Annotated in this window: 15 protein-coding genes; 11 read left to right on the top strand and 4 right to left on the bottom strand. The window is 54.1% G+C overall.

What is annotated here, in order from left to right; all coding sequences use genetic code 11:
- Positions 1 to 9 precede the first annotated feature (9 nt).
- From HB779_RS25090 to HB779_RS25050, 9 genes are all read left to right on the top strand, one after another.
- A complete protein-coding gene (locus tag HB779_RS25090; RefSeq protein ID WP_188346615.1) occupies positions 10 to 786 on the top strand; it encodes an ABC transporter ATP-binding protein in 777 nt (258 codons plus the stop codon).
- A gap of 14 nt (positions 787 to 800) precedes the next feature.
- Positions 801 to 1667: an ABC transporter permease gene (locus HB779_RS25085; protein WP_188346614.1), complete on the top strand. Its 867-nt coding sequence runs from the start codon at positions 801 to 803 to the stop codon at positions 1665 to 1667.
- A 45-nt stretch (positions 1668 to 1712) separates the two neighbouring features.
- Entirely contained in the window at positions 1713 to 2732 is a 1020-nt protein-coding gene (locus tag HB779_RS25080) for an ABC transporter substrate-binding protein (RefSeq protein WP_188346613.1), read from the top strand.
- 284 nt (positions 2733 to 3016) lie between these two features.
- The gene (locus tag HB779_RS25075; RefSeq protein WP_188346612.1) at positions 3017 to 4282 is read left to right on the top strand and encodes an extracellular solute-binding protein; all 1266 of its coding nucleotides are present in this window, start codon (positions 3017 to 3019) and stop codon (positions 4280 to 4282) included.
- Between the two features lie 101 nt (positions 4283 to 4383).
- Complete coding sequence (locus HB779_RS25070; protein WP_188346611.1) at positions 4384 to 5253, top strand: carbohydrate ABC transporter permease; 870 nt, start codon at positions 4384 to 4386, stop codon at positions 5251 to 5253.
- A complete protein-coding gene (locus tag HB779_RS25065; RefSeq protein WP_188346610.1) occupies positions 5244 to 6059 on the top strand; it encodes a carbohydrate ABC transporter permease in 816 nt (271 codons plus the stop codon). The genes HB779_RS25070 and HB779_RS25065 overlap by 10 nt, the downstream gene beginning before the upstream one ends.
- Positions 6060 to 6064: 5 nt before the next feature.
- Positions 6065 to 7111 carry an NAD(P)-dependent alcohol dehydrogenase gene (locus tag HB779_RS25060; protein WP_188346609.1) on the top strand — a complete coding sequence of 349 codons (1047 nt, stop codon included), beginning with the start codon at positions 6065 to 6067 and terminating at the stop codon, positions 7109 to 7111.
- Positions 7111 to 8205 (top strand): ABC transporter ATP-binding protein, encoded by a 1095-nt coding sequence (locus HB779_RS25055; RefSeq protein ID WP_188346608.1) that lies wholly within the window; start codon positions 7111 to 7113, stop codon positions 8203 to 8205. The genes HB779_RS25060 and HB779_RS25055 overlap by 1 nt, the downstream gene beginning before the upstream one ends.
- 19 nt (positions 8206 to 8224) lie before the next feature.
- Positions 8225 to 9115 (top strand): AraC family transcriptional regulator, encoded by an 891-nt coding sequence (locus HB779_RS25050; protein WP_188346607.1) that lies wholly within the window; start codon positions 8225 to 8227, stop codon positions 9113 to 9115.
- Positions 9116 to 9124: 9 nt separating this feature from the next.
- On the opposite strand, the gene HB779_RS25045 is transcribed toward HB779_RS25050, so the two are convergent.
- The 3 genes from HB779_RS25045 to HB779_RS25035 form a co-directional block, all read right to left on the bottom strand.
- Positions 9125 to 9808: a DUF2161 domain-containing phosphodiesterase gene (locus HB779_RS25045; RefSeq protein ID WP_188346606.1), complete on the bottom strand. Its 684-nt coding sequence runs from the start codon at positions 9806 to 9808 to the stop codon at positions 9125 to 9127.
- Between the two features lie 2 nt (positions 9809 to 9810).
- Positions 9811 to 11043: a peptidase T gene (gene pepT / locus HB779_RS25040; protein ID WP_188346605.1), complete on the bottom strand. Its 1233-nt coding sequence runs from the start codon at positions 11041 to 11043 to the stop codon at positions 9811 to 9813.
- A gap of 165 nt (positions 11044 to 11208) precedes the next feature.
- Complete coding sequence (locus HB779_RS25035; protein WP_188346604.1) at positions 11209 to 12807, bottom strand: ABC transporter substrate-binding protein; 1599 nt, start codon at positions 12805 to 12807, stop codon at positions 11209 to 11211.
- 158 nt (positions 12808 to 12965) lie between these two features.
- Between HB779_RS25035 and pepT (HB779_RS25030) the strand changes: the two genes are divergently transcribed.
- Both pepT (HB779_RS25030) and HB779_RS25025 read left to right on the top strand, forming a co-directional pair.
- Positions 12966 to 14195 carry a peptidase T gene (pepT, locus tag HB779_RS25030; RefSeq protein ID WP_188346603.1) on the top strand — a complete coding sequence of 410 codons (1230 nt, stop codon included), beginning with the start codon at positions 12966 to 12968 and terminating at the stop codon, positions 14193 to 14195.
- Positions 14196 to 14307: 112 nt separating this feature from the next.
- A complete protein-coding gene (locus HB779_RS25025; RefSeq protein WP_188346602.1) occupies positions 14308 to 15258 on the top strand; it encodes an adenylate/guanylate cyclase domain-containing protein in 951 nt (316 codons plus the stop codon).
- Positions 15259 to 15621: 363 nt separating this feature from the next.
- Here the strand turns inward: HB779_RS25025 and HB779_RS25020 are convergent, their stop codons facing one another.
- Positions 15622 to 17097: an MDR family MFS transporter gene (locus tag HB779_RS25020; RefSeq protein WP_188346601.1), complete on the bottom strand. Its 1476-nt coding sequence runs from the start codon at positions 17095 to 17097 to the stop codon at positions 15622 to 15624.
- Between the last annotated feature and the right edge of the window lie 152 nt (positions 17098 to 17249).

The raw sequence follows: 17249 nt of genomic DNA, 5'->3' as shown, positions 1-17249 counted from the left end.
GGAGGAAGTATGAGTTTGCATCAGTCGATTGATGCTCGCGGCGCATTGTTGAGCGTTGAGGGCGTCACGTTGCAATACAAGACGCAGGACACGCTGGTCACCGCCACGCACCGCGTTGATTTTCAGGTTTTTCAATCGGACCGCTTTGTTCTGCTCGGACCTTCAGGTTGCGGGAAATCGACTTTGCTCAAGGCGATTGGCGGCTACCTCACGCCGACAGAAGGCCAGATAATCCTCAAGGGCAAGGAAGTAACCGAACCCGGTCCCGACCGGATGATGGTCTTTCAGGAATTCGATCAGTTGCTGCCGTGGAAGACCGTGGGTGAAAATGTCATCTTTGCCCTGACGGCCAGTGGCCGGGCAAAACCGGCGGAAGCACGCGAGCGTGCCCGCAGCTACATCGACAAGGTTGGCCTGACGAAATTCATCGATAGTTTTCCGCACATGTTGTCGGGCGGTATGAAGCAACGCGTGGCCATTGCGCGAGGTATGGCGATGGAGCCGGACGTTCTGTTGATGGACGAGCCCTTCGCAGCACTCGACGCGCTGACGCGGCGCAAGATGCAGGATGAACTGCTGCAGCTTTGGGACGATACACACTTCACCGTGCTTTTCGTCACCCATTCGATTGAGGAGGCGATCCGTATCGGCACGCGCATTCTGCTGTTGTCGCCGCATCCGGGGCAGGTCAAAGCCGAACTGAACAGCATATCACCCGAAGAGCTTGGGACCGGTGCGCAAGCGGCGCTCGAAACCCGCATCAACGACATGCTGTTCGCCAGCTAATTTTGGAGTGTGCCATGACTGAAGTTCTCCATACGCGCCCCGAAATTGTACGTGGCGATTCCAAGAAAGATTTCCTGCAGGTCGAGAAGACATTGTCGGCCTTTGAACGGGTTTACCGTATTGGCGCAGTGCGAAAAGCTTTCATCCTGTTTGTGCTTGCCGCCGCCTGGGAGTTGTACGGCCGGTGGCTTGGCAATCCGCTGCTTTTTCCAAGTTTTTCTCAGACGTTTGCTGCTTTCTGTTCCAACATTGCTGATGGCACCATTCCAGCCAGAACATTGGCGTCGCTGAAGACGCTGTTCATAGGATATGGCATCGGCGTAGTGCTTGCGGCACTTCTGACGACCCTCGCCATCGGCTCACGCATCGGCGCGGACCTGCTTGAAACGCTGACATCGATGTTCAATCCGCTGCCCGCCATTGCCTTGCTGCCATTGGCGTTGATCTGGTTTGGTCTGGGTCAGGGTAGCGTGATCTTTGTCCTGGTACACTCCGTTCTTTGGGCCATCGCACTCAACACCCATGCTGGGTTCCGATCAGTGTCCAGCACGATGCGCATGGTTGGGTTGAATTATGGTCTGCGCGGCCTTTCACTTGTCCGGCACATTCTGATCCCCGCTGCTTTCCCATCGATCCTGACCGGCTTGAAAGTCGGCTGGGCTTTTGCCTGGCGCACGCTGATTGCTGCCGAATTGGTATTCGGCGTCTCGTCGGGTTCGGGCGGACTGGGCTGGTTCATCTTCGAAAACCGCAACCAGCTTGAGACAGCGAATGTCTTTGCCGGCCTGTTCACGGTCATCCTGATCGGTCTTGCCGTCGAAAACCTGATCTTTGCCACGATTGAAAAGAAAACCATTCGCCGTTGGGGAATGCAGGCTTGAATTAGAAACCGCCGGGAGCCGGTATATTATAAAGGGAGGAATGTGATGAACATCTTGAAACAACTATGCACTGCGGTACTGGGCATCGGTCTTGGGTTGACGGCTGTTGCCGCGCCAGCACTGGCCGAAGTCAGTGAAGTGCGAATTTCCAAAGGATACGGCATTCTTTATCTGCCGCTCATCGTCATGGAAAATCAGAAACTATTGGAAAAGCAGGCGGCGAAAGCGGGCCTTGGCGACCTCAAGGTTACCTGGCTGATGCTGGACGGCGGCAACGTCATCAATGACGCCATGATGGCTGGTTCACTCGATTTTGCCGGGACCGGTGCGCCGGGTTTTGTCACGCTGTGGGCAAAGGCCAAGGGTATCCCGAATGTTGAGGTCGTCGGCATCAGCGGTCTCAGCGCAACATCGCTTTGGCTCAACTCAAACAACCCCGAGGTCAAATCGTTGAAGGACCTGACTTCCAAGGACAAGATCGCCTTGCCGGGGATCAAGACGTCGCTTTCGGCAGTCGTGCTTCAGATGATGGCAGCCCACGAATTCGGGCGCGAAAACTATGCCAAGCTCGATCCGTTGACTGTCAGCCTGCCGCATCCGGAGGCTCTTGCGGCATTGACGAGCGGTCAGACTGAAATCACCACGCATTTCACATCGCCGCCGTTCTCCTATCTTGAGTTGAAGGATCCCAAAGTTCACCGTGTGGTCAATTCTGTCGATGTTATCGGCAATATCACGCTGGACGTCACCTTTGCGCCCAAGAAGTTCGTTGATGCCAATCCAAAAACGACGGAGGCATTCCTGGCGGCGCTTGATGAGGCAAACGCATTCATTGCCGGTAACAAGCAGGCTGCGGCAGAGATTTTCTCCAAGAGCTCAAAAGTCAAAGTCTCCGTCGAGGAAGTTCTGCAGATGCTGAATGACAAGGATTCGCAATTCTCCACCACGCCAAACGGCGTCATGCAATTTGCGGAGTTCATGAATCTCGCCGGAACGATCAAGGTAAAGCCTGCGACGTGGTCCGACTTGTTCATACCCCAGCTTCATTCGCGCAACGGCAGCTAATTCGTTTCAGCAGAGATCCGGCTCATTCCCGCGATACTCTCTCAGAATACAAATTTGGCAGGCGGCACCTTCAATGGGTGCCGCCTTTGCGTTTTTGGTTATGTGGAAATCCAATCGGAGAAGGGGTGAATCGTCGTGACATTTTGCAAATTCGTATCAGTTATTTGAAAATATGCTGCTATCGGCATTGGGTATTCCCTGTCAATTTTTGCATCCGGATTGAGCAGGTGAGAGGAGAAACACCTGCCATATCCTGAGGAAAATGGATTTTGGGAGGATAATCAATGTTACGGAAGTCTTATTGTGTTGCCCTGTTGGGCGGCGCCAGCCTGCTTGTTTTTGCAAATATTGCCAACGCACAAATCTGCACCAGTACCGTTCGGGTTTTGGCACAGCCACGTGATAGTCTCACCCTCCTTGAAAGTTACAAGGACGAGTTCAAGAAACTTTCGGGTGCATCGTTTGAGTTTGACTATCTCAACGAAAACGATCGTCGCGCCAAGTCACGCGCTGAAGCCGCAACGACCGGCAAGTATAATGTCTATTACATCGATGAAGCCAATGTCGCGCTGTTTGCGGAGTCGAAGTGGATTGTGCCGCTGCTCGATTATTACCCCGCAGATGCCAACTATGATGATTTTGACGCGGGCCGCAAAAAGGTAGCGAGCTACAATGGCGTTGCCTATTTCGCCCCCATTCAAGGTGGCGGCGACCTGCTCTATTATCGCAAGGATGTTCTGGAAAAAGCTGGGATAACCCCGCCCAAGACTTTGGAAGAATATGAAGCCGCTCTCGCCAAGTTGAACGATCCGGCCAAAGGCTTCTACGGAACCGCTCTGCGCGGCGGGCGCGGGTCGGGAGCCAACGTCTGGCGCTGGATGACCTATTTCAAGGCGTTCGGCGGACAATGGTTTGTCGATGGCAAACCCGCATTCAACTCTGATGCCGCCATGAAAGCCACGGAGACATATCTGCGGCTGTTCAAATATTCGGCGCCCGGCACACAGACCGGCAGCTGGACCGAGGTTACGGAAGCATTCAATTCCGGCAACGTGGCCATGATCATCGAGTCGAGCCCGCTAGCGGGACAGACGGAAGATCCTAAGCAATCGTCTGTTGCGGGCAAGGTCGGTTATACCGTGCCGCCGCGTCCGCTGGTTGGCGGCGGCTACGGCCATGGCCTTGCAATCGGGGCAAAGGCCAATGCTGACGATGCAGCGAAGAAGTGCGCCGGGGCTTTCATTGCCTGGGCAACATCCAAGCAGAATGAAGAGCGCCGGCTGGAGCAGGGCATTTTTGGTGACATCAACCGCACCAGTGTCATCAATAGCGATGCGTTCAAAAAGAAGTACGGCGCTGAAATTGGCAATGCCCTGAACGAGACCGCGCAATACACCGATGTCAATTTCTGGGTCAATGCCGACTGGCCTGACCTTGGCGACCGCTGGGGCATCATTCTTGAAGAGCTCATCACCGGCACGCGTACCGACGTCAAGGGCGGACTCGATGAACTTGAAGCCTACGCCAACAAGCTGATCGCGCGGCGCTGATCCGAACAATCCCTTCCCGTCGCGTCGACTGGGGCTTCACTTCACCCCTTGTGTGAAGCCCCAGACTTTTAAGCCCCTGTTCAAAATTTTGGAATGCCGGAATGAAACGGAAAACAAGTCTTCCTGCGGTTTTTCTCATACCGCCCCTGATCGTGCTCGCCATATTGGCGTTTGTGCCGACAATCGCTGCGGTGAACATCGCCTTGCAAAACCGGGAATTGAGTTTCCCGAACAGCAGCTATGTCTGGTTGGCCAACTTCATCGATCTGTTCGGCGACCGGCGTTTCATCAACGCCATATGGATATCGCTGATCTGGGAAGTGGTGACGGTCACAGCCACTATGCTGGTTGCAGTGTTGCTGGCGATTTTCCTCTTCGAGAGAGCTTCACCGCGCATGCGGAGACTCATCTCCATCCTGTTCATTATTCCGGTGATGCTGCCGCGTGTATCAGCGGCATTTGTGTGGAAATTCATGTTCAATCCGCTGTTTGGCCTGATCAATTATCCCATCAAACTATTGACCGGCGCACCCATTGATTTTCTGTCTTTGCCTGCAACCGCACTGGCATCGGTTGCGGTTGTCGATGTGTGGCAGTGGGGACTCTTCTTTTCAGTGATCATTCTGAAACTGCTGGAAACGCTGCCACCGCAGCCGTTTGAAGCCGCGCGGCTCGACAATGCGAAGACCTGGGAAGTGCATTTTTACATTGGCATTCCCATGCTTGCCGCGCCGTTGATCAGTCTTGTCTTCGTCAAGATGGTCGAGTCACTGCGAGCTTTTGATCTTATCTATGTCATGACCCGTGGCGGCCCGGGTATCGCGACGGAAACACTCGACATGTACGCCTTTTCGCAAGGCTTTGTTGAAGCGGGCAAGATCTCCTACGCCTCCAGCATGGCCGTGCTGATGATGCTGGCCACGATCATTGCTTTCACCATTCTGTGGAAATGGGTGCGCAAATGGCAGTAAAGTCAAAATCACCGGTGTCGAAGCTCGTGCTCGCGGGCCTCGTTATCATCGCCGTTTTCCCGATTTTCTGGGTGTTCCTGAATTCGTTCAAGCAGCTGGTCGATATCGTTTCGACGACGCCCAAGTTTTTCTTCACGCCAACGCTCGACAATTACATCTATGTGTTGGGACGTGAAAACGTCCAGCATGGGCTGATCAATTCGATTGTCATTGCGGGTTCGTCAGTCTTGATCGGGGCAGCGCTTGGCATACCTGCGGCCTATGCGGTTGCGCGTTATCCCAACCGCTTTTCCGACGATATCCAGTTCTTTGTCCTGTCGCTGCGTTTCCTGCCGCCTGTGGCGGTTGCGATACCGCTTATCGCCACCTGGCTGGATTTGGGTCTTTACGACACCAAAACCGCGTTGATCATCACCTATACGCTTCTCACCATGTCGACGATCATCTGGCTCTCAATTCCGGCTTTCAGCCGCGTACCAAGGGAGATCGAGGAGGCTGCGATTGTCGATGGCTACGGTCCCTATGCCGTATTCTTCAAAGTGGCTCTTCCCGTCGCCGCAAAGTCGTTGATCGGTGCAGTGATCTTCAGCTTCATTCTCGTATGGAATGAATTTCTCATCGCGCTGATGCTCACCACATCCGATGCCAAGACCCTGCCGATCATCGCCTCGGAATTCACCCTGCTTGGACGCAATGTGCCATGGGGCATTCTCAATGCTTCGGTCATTGTCCTTTCCTTGCCGCCCCTGATTTTCGTAGGGGTCATGAGCGGGTTCATCAATTCAGCACTCAAGAAAAAGGACTAAGGGGCATGAAGGCTCTTGTTCTGGAAAAGACCCGCCATCTATCGCTGCGTGACATCGAACTTCCGCTCGATCTGGGTCCAGATGACGTAAAGATCGCCATTGAAACCGTCGGTATTTGTGGCAGCGACGTGCACTATTATACCCACGGTCGCATCGGACCGTACGTTGTGAAACGGCCGATGGTGCTGGGGCATGAAGCATCCGGCACGGTCGTTGAAACCGGCACGAATGTGCGTCATCTCAAGCCGGGTGACCGCGTTTGCATGGAACCTGGAATAGCCAACGACAAGTCGCGCGCGACCCGGCTCGGCCTTTACAACCTCGATCCGGACGTGGTGTTCTGGGCCACGCCGCCCGTGCATGGCTGCCTCACACCATTCGTCATTCACCCCGCCAATTTGACATTCAAACTGCCGGATAATGTCAGCTTCGCCGAAGGTGCGATGATCGAGCCTTTTGCCGTTGGCATGCAGGCCGTGACCAAAGCGCGGGTGACACCTGGTGATGTTGCCCTGGTCATCGGTGCAGGGCCAATCGGCATCATGGTTGCCCTTGCCGCTCTTGCGGGCGGATGCAGCAAAGTCATCATTTCCGATATTCAGGATCAAAAGCTGGGAATTGCTGCCTCTTACGACGGCATTGTTGCAATCAATAGCCGCGAAGACAATCTGGGTGCTTTTGTTGCCGGCCATACTGATAATTGGGGTGTCGATGTGGTCTTTGAAGCCAGCGGCCATCCAAGCGCATTCAATGGCATTTTTGAGTTTATCCGTCCGGGCGGAACGGCAGTTTTTGTCGGTATGCCGGTGGAACCGGTCAATCTTGATATCGTCTCGGCCCAGTCGAGAGAGGTCCGGATTGAAACGGTGTTCCGCTATGCCAATGTCTATGACAGGGCATTGGCGCTTATTGCCTCGGAAAAGGTCAATTTGAAGCCGCTCATCACGGAAACATACGCGTTCAAAGACAGTGTGCAGGCCTTTGAACGGGCGGCAGAAGGACGTCCGCGCGACATAAAACTGCAGATACATCTCGGGAAGGATGCACGCTGATGGCTGCGATCGTTTGCAAGGAAATAACCAAGCGCTACGGCAATCATCAGGTCGTGCACAAATTTGATCTTTCCGTACGGGAAAACGAGTTCGTGGTCTTCCTCGGGCCTTCCGGTTGCGGAAAATCCACCATCCTGCGCATGCTGGCCGGCTTGGAGGAAATCTCCGATGGTGAACTCAGCATTGCCGGTAAGGTTGTGAACGATCTGCCGCCGCGTGACCGCGATATTGCCATGGTGTTTCAGAACTACGCGCTTTATCCGCATATGACTGTTTTTGATAATATTGCGTTTGGTCTCAAGCGCCTGAGGGTTGCCAAAGCAGAAATCGATCGCCGGGTGAGGGACGTCGCCTCAATGCTTGGTCTCGAAACTTATCTCGGACGCAAACCGGCAGCCCTATCGGGTGGTCAGCAGCAGCGGGTGGCCATTGCCCGCGCCATGATCAAGACACCTGCGGTTTTTCTGTTCGACGAACCGCTGTCCAACCTTGATGCCAAGTTGCGCAACCACATGCGTGTGGAAATTGCCCGTTTGCACCAATCCTTGAAGACGACAACCGTCTATGTAACGCATGATCAGTTGGAGGCGATGACGCTGGCGGACCGTATCGTGCTTCTGAAAGACGGGCGCATCGAACAATTGGGCACCCCGAAGGAAATCTACGAGAATCCGCGCACCAAATTTGTTGCCAGTTTCATTGGGACGCCCTCGATGAATTTCATTGATATGGTTGTTTCATCGGAGGGCGGGAATTTCATTCTGACAAGTGGCGAAACGCGGCTTACGGTGCAAAAGGACCGGTATGATCTGCGGGACGGACAAACGGTTACAGTCGGTATCCGGCCTGCGCATCTGGAACCTGCAGGCGAAAACAGCGATATTAATATTATTGCAGGCGTCGTCGATCTCATCGAGTATCTGGGGAATGAGACGCTGGTCAATTTTGCCCTCGGGACGGTGGAGATCGGTGCGCTGCTGGATGCCAGTACGTCTCCGCAAGTCAAGCAGTCTTGCCGGTTGACGGTCAATGAAAAGCATATTCATATCTTTGACCGGGAGAGCCAGCTGACATTGATCCGTGCGCTGGCCTGAGGGTGAGGGAGGAAAGGGCGTGATAGGAGCGGCAAAAAGTGCCGAACTGGAACATATTCTGTGTGATCCCGGACATTCATTCCGGTGGTTCACGCACGACTATCCCTATCGGCTGGCCTGCTGGAACTATCACCCCGAATATGAAATCCATCTGATTACCCAATCCAGCGGAACAGCGTTCGTCGGCGACCATATCGGCGATTTTCAGCCCGGGAATTTGTGCCTCATCGGCTCCAATCTCCCGCATGAATGGGTCAGCACAAATTTCGGTAGCGAAACGCTGTTGGGCCGCGATATGGTGCTTCAATTCGATCCGCGAATCTTTGCCCGTGCCGCAGACATCATGCCGGAAATGACGGCGCCCCGAGTTCTTTTGGATCAGGCGCTGCGCGGATTGCAATTCTACGGCAGTGCCGAGGAGCAGGGCGTTGACCTGATGCACCGAATTGGAAAGGTACAAGGGTTGCAGCGTTTGGCGCTGTTCTTTGAACTCATCTCGCTGATGGCCGAAACCGACGAGAAAATCATCCTCTCCAGTCATGATTATGCACCCAATCTCGATGCCAGCAGCGCGGCGATCATGCAGCGGGTCACGGCCTATATTCTCGGCAATATCCATGATGATGTGAGAATGTCGGTGGCTGCAGAACTAGCGGAAATGGCTCCCTCGACCTTCTCACGCTATTTCAAGAAAACGACGGGCAAGAATTTCATCGATTACGTTCACAAGCTGCGCATTGGCCGCGCCTGTAACATGATCAACGAACAGAGCGAACCGATTACGTCGATCTGTTTCAATGTCGGCTACAAGAACATCTCCAACTTCAACCGTCATTTCAAACGGGAGTGCGGATTGACCCCATCCAGCTACAGGAAACTTGCGGCAACGCACCGGGTGGAAAAGATGTAATGCGACCCATCATTCTTCAATGGCGGGCGGGCTGATGTCTGCCTGTAGGGGTGGCCACCGCTTGAGTGCTTCCATACCAAGTTCAGTGATTGCGTAGACACCACGGTCGACACGCTCAAACCAGCCATAGACATTGGTCAGCAATATTTTGGCAGCATCCGGTGCCGCAACGCGAAGATCTCGCGGGCGCAGATGGCCGTGTTGCAAAGCTTCAGCACAAATGAGAGCCTGTTGGCGATAGGCTGTCATGATGGGTTTGCGCGATCCGCCGCCCAATGTTGGATCGCCCTTGCGGCGCTTGTGTTCGGCAACGAGCCGTGCCCGTTTGCGGGCATTCTTCCGGGGCATCGGTGCAACTGGGCTGACAATGACATCGACCGTACCGTTGTCCGCAACGGCGAGCATACCAAAACCCAGCCGCCGGCAGAGATCACGGAAGCGGCGATCACTTTCGCGCCCCTTGCCTTTTGCCGACACGCGGGCGGCGAGCCAAACTTCGTCGCTGGCTGCAGCCCGGTCCACGGCCTGCAGAATAAGTTCAAGATTGAAACTCAGCTTGAGTTCGCAAATGACAACGAGCGGTGGTTCGCCGTCGCTGAGGGCCACGATATCGCAACCCACAATCTCTCCCTTGACGCTGTATCCCGCCGCTTCAAGAAAGCTCTTGATTGGAAGATAAAGCGCGGTCTCCAAGGCTATGCGCGCTCTTCCCAGACTTTTGCCAGTTCCACGATTGTCGCCACGGCTTTCTCCATATCCTGCCGGCTGACCCATTCCAGCGGTGAGTGGAAGGCGTGGCCGCCAGCAAAAATATTGGGGCAGGGCAGCCCCATGAAAGACAGGCGCGAACCATCCGTCCCGCCACGAATACTGCCGCGAACCGGCTCCATACCAGCCCGGCGGACGGCTTCAACGGCGTTATCGACGATTTCCGGATTGCGGTCGAGAATGGCCTTCATGTTGCGATATTGTTCATGCACTGCGAAGCCGTAGGAGGCACCGGGATAGTCCTTCAGAACATCCTTTGCGATTGTCTCGAGTATGGCTTCTTTGGCGGTGAGGCCCTCATCATGGAAATCACGGATGATGAAGCTGAGTGCAGCCTTTTCCATGGAACCGGTCACACCGGTCGGGTGAATGAAGCCCTCGCGGCCCGTCGTCGTTTCGGGTGCAATATACTTTGGCAGCCGGTCAATGATGGCACCGGCAATCTTGATGGCATTTTGCATTCTACCCTTGGCAAAGCCCGGATGAATGGCAACGCCCTCGATGGTGATCTCGACGCCATCGGCCGAAAACGTTTCGTCCTCAATATAGCCGGCCGTCGAGCCATCCATTGTATAGGCGAATTGTGCGCCGAGTTTTGCCAGATCAACCTTGTCAACGCCGCGTCCAATTTCTTCGTCGGGCGTAAACAGCAACTTGATCGTTCCATGTTTGATGGCGGGATTGTCGATCAGAAACTGTGCCGCGCTCATAATCTCGGCAATGCCAGCCTTGTCGTCAGCACCGAGCAGCGTCGTTCCGTCGGTGGTGATGATGTCATTGCCGATTTGATCTTTCAGCGCTGGATGATCGCTGACACGAATAACCTGTTTCGGGTCGCCCGAAAGCTGAATATCGCCGCCACTGTAGTTCCGCAGAATCTGCGGCTTGACGTTCGTTCCGGTGAAATCCGGTGCTGTATCCATATGCGAGCAAAAGCAAATGACGGGCACCGGCTTTTCAACATTGGATGGAATGGTCGCATAGACATAGCCGTTCTCGTCCATGTGAGCGTCAGCCAGTCCGATTGCCAGCAATTCAGCAACAAGAAGATGACCCAGATTTTTCTGCTTTTCCGTGGAGGGTTGTGACGGCGACTTGGGGTCTGATTGGGTGTCGATGACGACGTAACGAAGGAAGCGGTCGATAACAGTGTCAGTCATGGCTTGAATCCAATGTTTGCTCTTCAACTGCCGGCTGGTTTAGCCCCTGCAAGCAGCGGCGTGAATAGAATTTCTTCTCTGGTTCACTGTTTCCGCACCGCAGACTTGGCGCGGCTGAAAACGCGGAAGGGCCAGATGGTATTTTCCGGCCCTTCGCAGGAAACTTTATTCGTCGATATCGACGCCTTCAAACAGGTTGCCGCCAAATGGATCAATGCGGAAATCCTTGACCTTGACGCTCACCGGCTGCTGCACGACCTGATGGGCAATTGTAAGCCACGGCGCCTGTTCCTTGAACACCACCTGCGCCTGCTCGTAGAGCTTTGTGCGCTCGGCCTGATCAGTCGTAAGCTTGGCGGCCTGGATCAGCTTCTCAAAGTCCTGATTGCACCAGTTGGCGCGGTTGCCGCTGCCGATAGCCTGACAGCCAAGGAGAGCCGCAAGGAAATTGTCCGGATCGGCAATTCCTCCCGTCCAGCCGATAATGACAGCACCGTCCCGTTCCTTTTCCAGCGACCGTTTCAGATATTCGGTCCAGTCATAGGAGACGATCTCAACCTTGACACCGACCTTCGCCAGGTCAGACTGCATCATCTCTGCGGTGCGGCGTGCATTCGGCATATACTGGCGCTGCACGGGCATCGCCCAGATTTTCATCGAGAGATCCTTCACTCCTGCTTCCGTCAGCAGTTTGCGCGACTGTTCCGGATCATAGGGATCATCCTTGACCTCTTTGTTGTAGGCCCAGACACCCGGAGGCATGGCATTGACGGCAACAATGCCGGTTGAACCGTAAACAGCATCAATAATAGCCTGCTTGTTGATCGCCATGTTCAGGGCCTTGCGCACCCGCACATCGTCGAATGGCGCAATCAATGTATTGTAGGCCATGAAAGCGATGTTCAGGCCCTCTTTTTGCATGAGATGAATGGATGGATCGGTCTTCATTTCAGCAAGGTCAGCCGGGTTTGGATAGGCCATGACATGGCACTCACCGGCTTTCAATTTTTGATAGCGAACTGCAGCATCGGGCGTGATGGCAATGATCAGATTGTCGATCTTTTGTTTGCCGCCCCAATAATCAGGATTAGCCTGATAACGGATGGCTGTATCTGTCTGATAATCGATGAATTGATAGGGGCCGGTGCCTATCGGCATAAGACTGAACTGGTCACTCTTGCCTTCTGCAAGAAGCTTATCCGCATATTCCTTGGACTGGATCACAGCAAATGTCAGGGAGAGGGAGGCGATCATTGTCGCTTCCGGACGGTTCAGAACAAACTTCACGGTATGATCGTCAATTCGTTCGATCTTATTGATGAGGCTTGGGAAAGAATAGGAATTAAACTGCGGCCAGAGCCCTTTGCCGTAATAGGGATTATTCTTGTTGCCTTGACGATCAAACGTAAAGATGACGTCATCGGCATTGAAATCGCGTGTCGGTGTGAAATATTCCGTTGTCTGGAATTTTACGCCCGGCCGCAGGTGAAATGTATATTCCTTACCATCGGCGGAAATGTCCCAGCTTTCGGCAAGGCCGGGTTCGAGCTCGGTTGAACCGCGCTTGATCTTGATCAGGCCATTGGAAACATTGCGCGCTGAAGCATCGTAGGTGGCGCCGGATGCAGTCGTCGCGGCGTCAAAACCATCGGGTGCTGCCTCGGAGCAATAGATCAACGTTTTTGCAGATGCGTCCGTCATGGCAGACCCGCCTAACGCAATCGCAAAAATAGTCGCTGAAAGAATCTTCTCGTGGAGTTTCATATCGTCCTGTCTTTTCTGGGAATCGTCCGGCCACAACTATGGGATGACAATTTATTGACGATGGTTGTGGTCAACGCAACACAAACCTGTCGGCTGGACGCTTGTCCTGTTGGCTGGAATCATTGAAACCGGCATCTTCGATCAGAGGTAGAGAACCAATGGATATTGTCGAGCGATTCCTCAATTACACGCGCATCAACAGCACAACTGTTCCCGGTGCCGGACATTTGCCATCAAGCCCCGGGCAAACGGAGCTGGCACATCTGCTGGCCGGAGAGTTGCGCGGGCTCGGTCTCGCAGTCGAAGAAAGACAACATTCCATCGTGGTGGGAACGCTGCCATCCAACGTGAAAGACGCATCCCGTAAAGTTCCGACCATTGCGTGGGTGGCTCATCTCGATACCAGCAGCGAATATGACACCGACACGCACGCGGCAATCGTTGACTATAGTGGCGGCGATATCATCCTAAACCCGGCGCGCGATATTGTGATGCGGGTGGATGAATTTCCGGAGCTGACGGATTACATCGGGGACCGTATTATTGTCACCGACGGGACAAGCCTGCTCGGCGCAGACAACAAGTCCGCGATCGCTGAAATCATGCATGCGATGCAAACCCTGCAGCAAAACCCCGGGATTGAGCATGGCGACGTGAAGGTGGTCTTTGTTCCGGACGAAGAGATCGGCCTGCTCGGTGCCAAGGCATTGGATGTGGCGAGCCTTCATGCGGATTTTGCCTATACGCTCGATTGTTGCGCCATTGGCGAAATCGTCTACGAGAACTGGAATGCCGGGGAATTCCACATAACCTTTCAAGGGCAAACAGCACACCCAATGTCTGCAAAAGGCAAGTTGCGCAATGCGGTGCTCTATGCCCAGCAATTCATCTCGATGTTACCTCCGGGCGAGCGTCCGGAGCATACGGAGAACCGTGAAGGCTATTATTGGGTCAAGTCGATTCATGGCACAGTTGCCGAGGCAAAAATCGTGCTCGATATACGTGACTTTACTCAATCGGGTTTTGAACACCGGCGAAAATTCGTCGCAACGTTGGTCGAAAGCTTTAACCGGCTTCACGGGGTTCACACTGTCACCCAAAACTATAAGCCGATGTATCGCAATGCGGCTGAGAGCCTGCAGGGACCAAACCGCTATCCCGTTGATCTTGCCCTGGATGCCATGAAGGCAATTGGAGTCGAGCCAAGGTCCATTCCCATGCGCGGCGGATATGATGGTGCGGTGCTGTCCGAAAAAGGCTTGCCTTGCCCAAATCTCTTTTGCGGTGCGCACAATTTCCACTCGATCTATGAATTTCTGCCAGTTGGCTCGCTCATGAAAGCTTCTGAAATGGTTGTAGAAATTTTGCGGCGGGCAGCGAAGGTCTAGCTTGTGTCTTGAGCGGGGACTTCCCACATAGCATGACAGCCTATATTCTTGGGCAACGTCAGATGGAACTCTCTCCGTATCCAAACGGAGGGAGACGAGGGAACTGCACACCATGTCTGAAACCCGCCGCAAGCTAACCACGATTTTCTCGGCCGACGTTCAAGATTACACGCGTTTGATGCAGGTCGACGAAGAGCGGACGCTCGACACGCTTAAGCAATATCGTGATGCCATGACGAGACTGATCGAAGCGCATCACGGCCGCGTCATCAACACATGGGGCGATGGCCTCATTGCTGAGTTCTCCAGCGTTGTCGAGGCCGTACGCGCGGCGATCGACGTCCAGAATGAACTTGCGGGCCAGAACAACCAACGCCTCAACGATGCGCGCATGCTATTCCGTATCGGCATTAATCTTGGTGATGTTATCGTTGAAGGTGACGACATTTACGGTGACGGGGTGAATGTGGCCGCACGCCTGCAAGCATCAGCGCCAGCTGGCGGGGTTGTGATTTCCAGTACCGTCTATGATCAGGTCCGTAACAAGATGTCGGTCGGCTTCGAATATATGGGCCAGCTTTCGCTTAAAAACATCGAAGGCGGTATTCCGAGCTATGCGGTACGGATTGGTGAGTCTGGGGTTTCAGTTGCACAACCGAGCCCAATGGAACACAAGCGGGTGGTAGAGAGCGTAACCCTGAGAGGTGCGCAGGTTGAAACAAGTGCCGCGCCAGTAAAATCGCGAAGAGGCAGCTACGGCGTATTTGGTGCCGTAGGAGCGGGACTTGCCGCGATTAACGCACTCACATGGGATGGTTCCTTCTGGGCGGCTTGGCCGTTGCTTGCTCTTGCCACCGCCTCCGCATCTCTCTGGGTGCGGACAACGCCCGGCATTGACCGGATGATCGGTACCCTGTCCATTGTCGGACTTCTTCTGACCGCCATTAATCTCCTGACCTGGAGTGGTACATTCTGGGCGGCATGGCCATTGATCGGCCTTGCAGTTGTCGGCGGCATTCGATGGTTCACGCGTCAGCAAGGCAGCGTTCAAGCAAAAAAATGAGCTGCAATGCCCCATAAACAACGGTGTTTAAAGTCAGCAATTATTAGGCGGTTTGCTGGTCAGTTGACGATTTGATCGTCGCATTCGCTGGATTGCATTTCGGCAAGTACAGTCTCGTCATCACCCACAGATAAGCACCGGGGTATTGAGCTGGCAATTTCTTCAACCTGCATTTGTTGCCACGCGCCCGAATGGCGTCCCGTTGCGTAGTAGCCGGCCCCGCAGGCTACCGCCAGACAAACATAGATAACGCATCGCTTAAGGAACGGATCCATGAGGTGGCCACGGCGTGAGTAAGGCTGGAAGAATGATCGCTTCTTCCAGCCCTTAACAGGTTAATCAGAGATTCCCAATATCACCCGCCTAGTGATGTGACGCCATTCCATGATTATCTGGCTTCTTGATGAAGAAGGCCGCAACAACGGCACCGAGCGAGATAATCGCTCCGCACAGGAATGCGAGTTTGATACCACCGGTTGTGGCCGCGTGGACGGTGTCTCCGGCCTTGGCAAGATTTGCCGCATGCAAGGTCATGATGGCGACGAACAAGGCTGTACCGGCAGCGCCGGCAACTTGCTGCGTGGTGCCGATCATGGCGCTGCCATGCGAATAAAGATTTGGCGGCAGGGACCCCAGACTAACGGTGAACAGCGGTGTGAACATCAGGGCGAGGCCAATGCTGAGCACAATGTGGGCAATCAACAACATCCAGAAGGGCGTATCCTGCCCCACGAAAACCAGGCCCCACATGACGATGGCAAGCAGGATCGAGCCTGGAATAACCAATGGCTTTGGTCCAATTTTATCAAACAGGCTGCCGACTTTCGGCGCACAGAGACCCATGATCAAGCCGCCGGGCAACAACAGCAAGCCGGTTTGCAGCGTCGAGAATCCAAGCACATTCTGTGTATAGATCGGCAGGAGGATGAATACGCCAAACATCGACATCATCAGTATCGCCATCATGACCACTGAAATCGTGAATGTTTTCGTGCTCAGCGTACGCAGGTCGAGCAATGCACGGTTCTGTTTTTGCAATTGCCGCTGCCGCAAAACAAAAATGACGATGACTGCTGCACCGATCAAAAGCGGAATCCATGGTGACACAACTGGCGGATGAAGTGCTGCTTCGCCCAATCCGCTCAGGCCATAAACAAAGCTGCCAAAACCGATTGCGGAAAGAACCACGGAAAATATATCGATGGGCGCTTTGTTTGGGACCGTGACATTCTTTATGCGCGTAGCGCCGAGTGCCAGTGCTCCCAGGGCGATTGGCAGCACCAAAAGGAACAGCCAACGCCAATCCAACGCAGACAGGATCAAGCCGGAGAGTGTCGGTCCAATAGCTGGTGCGACCGAGATGACGATGGAGATGTTTCCCATGGTTTTGCCGCGGGTTTCAGGCGGAACGAGGGTCATGACCGTCGTCATCAGCAAGGGCATCATGATCGCAGTGCCCGACGCCTGAACAATACGCCCGATTACAAGCTCGGCGAAACCGGGTGCCAGTGCCGAAATCGCTGTGCCGGCGCTGAACAGCGACATGGCCAGAATGAAGACAGGGCGCGTATTAAGACGCTGCAGCAAAAAACCGGTGATCGGGATGACGACCGCCATGGTCAACATGAATGCGGTGGTCAGCCATTGAGCGGCACTGGCGGTAATTCCAAGGTCGCCCATCAGGTGCGGCAGCGCGACACCCATGATGGTTTCATTCAGGATGACAACAAAAGCTGACACGAGGAGCAAGGCGATAACAAGCTTGTTGCGGGCGCTATGGTCTTCCACGGGATCAATAACTTGCGCGCTGTCAGCGTAAGTTGACGTATCGTTGGTCATGATTACTGCCTCAACAGGGCTTCAGATGGGCGGCCGTTGAAAAACTCACAGTGTGATTCTGTGATTGGCCGAGTTGTGAGCGGCACTCAATTATAACTGCAACAGAAATGCAACCCCGGTGCCAATTAATTAGGCACCGGGTGGATCAAGTA

It is taken from the genome of Phyllobacterium sp. 628 (assembly GCF_014189505.1).
Classification (GTDB): domain Bacteria; phylum Pseudomonadota; class Alphaproteobacteria; order Rhizobiales; family Rhizobiaceae; genus Phyllobacterium.
This window is presented reverse-complemented; position numbering and strand designations above follow the sequence as displayed.

Coding starts and splice junctions, on each gene's coding strand:
- HB779_RS25060 (WP_188346609.1), top strand. CDS start 6,065: ATGAAGGCTCTTGTTCTGGAAAAGACCCGCCATCTATCGCTGCGTGAC.
- HB779_RS25065 (WP_188346610.1), top strand. CDS start 5,244: ATGGCAGTAAAGTCAAAATCACCGGTGTCGAAGCTCGTGCTCGCGGGC.
- HB779_RS25035 (WP_188346604.1), bottom strand. CDS start 12,807: ATGAAACTCCACGAGAAGATTCTTTCAGCGACTATTTTTGCGATTGCG.
- HB779_RS25090 (WP_188346615.1), top strand. CDS start 10: ATGAGTTTGCATCAGTCGATTGATGCTCGCGGCGCATTGTTGAGCGTT.
- HB779_RS25025 (WP_188346602.1), top strand. CDS start 14,308: ATGTCTGAAACCCGCCGCAAGCTAACCACGATTTTCTCGGCCGACGTT.
- pepT (WP_188346605.1), bottom strand. CDS start 11,043: ATGACTGACACTGTTATCGACCGCTTCCTTCGTTACGTCGTCATCGAC.
- HB779_RS25075 (WP_188346612.1), top strand. CDS start 3,017: ATGTTACGGAAGTCTTATTGTGTTGCCCTGTTGGGCGGCGCCAGCCTG.
- HB779_RS25085 (WP_188346614.1), top strand. CDS start 801: ATGACTGAAGTTCTCCATACGCGCCCCGAAATTGTACGTGGCGATTCC.
- HB779_RS25020 (WP_188346601.1), bottom strand. CDS start 17,097: ATGACCAACGATACGTCAACTTACGCTGACAGCGCGCAAGTTATTGAT.
- HB779_RS25055 (WP_188346608.1), top strand. CDS start 7,111: ATGGCTGCGATCGTTTGCAAGGAAATAACCAAGCGCTACGGCAATCAT.
- HB779_RS25080 (WP_188346613.1), top strand. CDS start 1,713: ATGAACATCTTGAAACAACTATGCACTGCGGTACTGGGCATCGGTCTT.
- HB779_RS25070 (WP_188346611.1), top strand. CDS start 4,384: ATGAAACGGAAAACAAGTCTTCCTGCGGTTTTTCTCATACCGCCCCTG.
- pepT (WP_188346603.1), top strand. CDS start 12,966: ATGGATATTGTCGAGCGATTCCTCAATTACACGCGCATCAACAGCACA.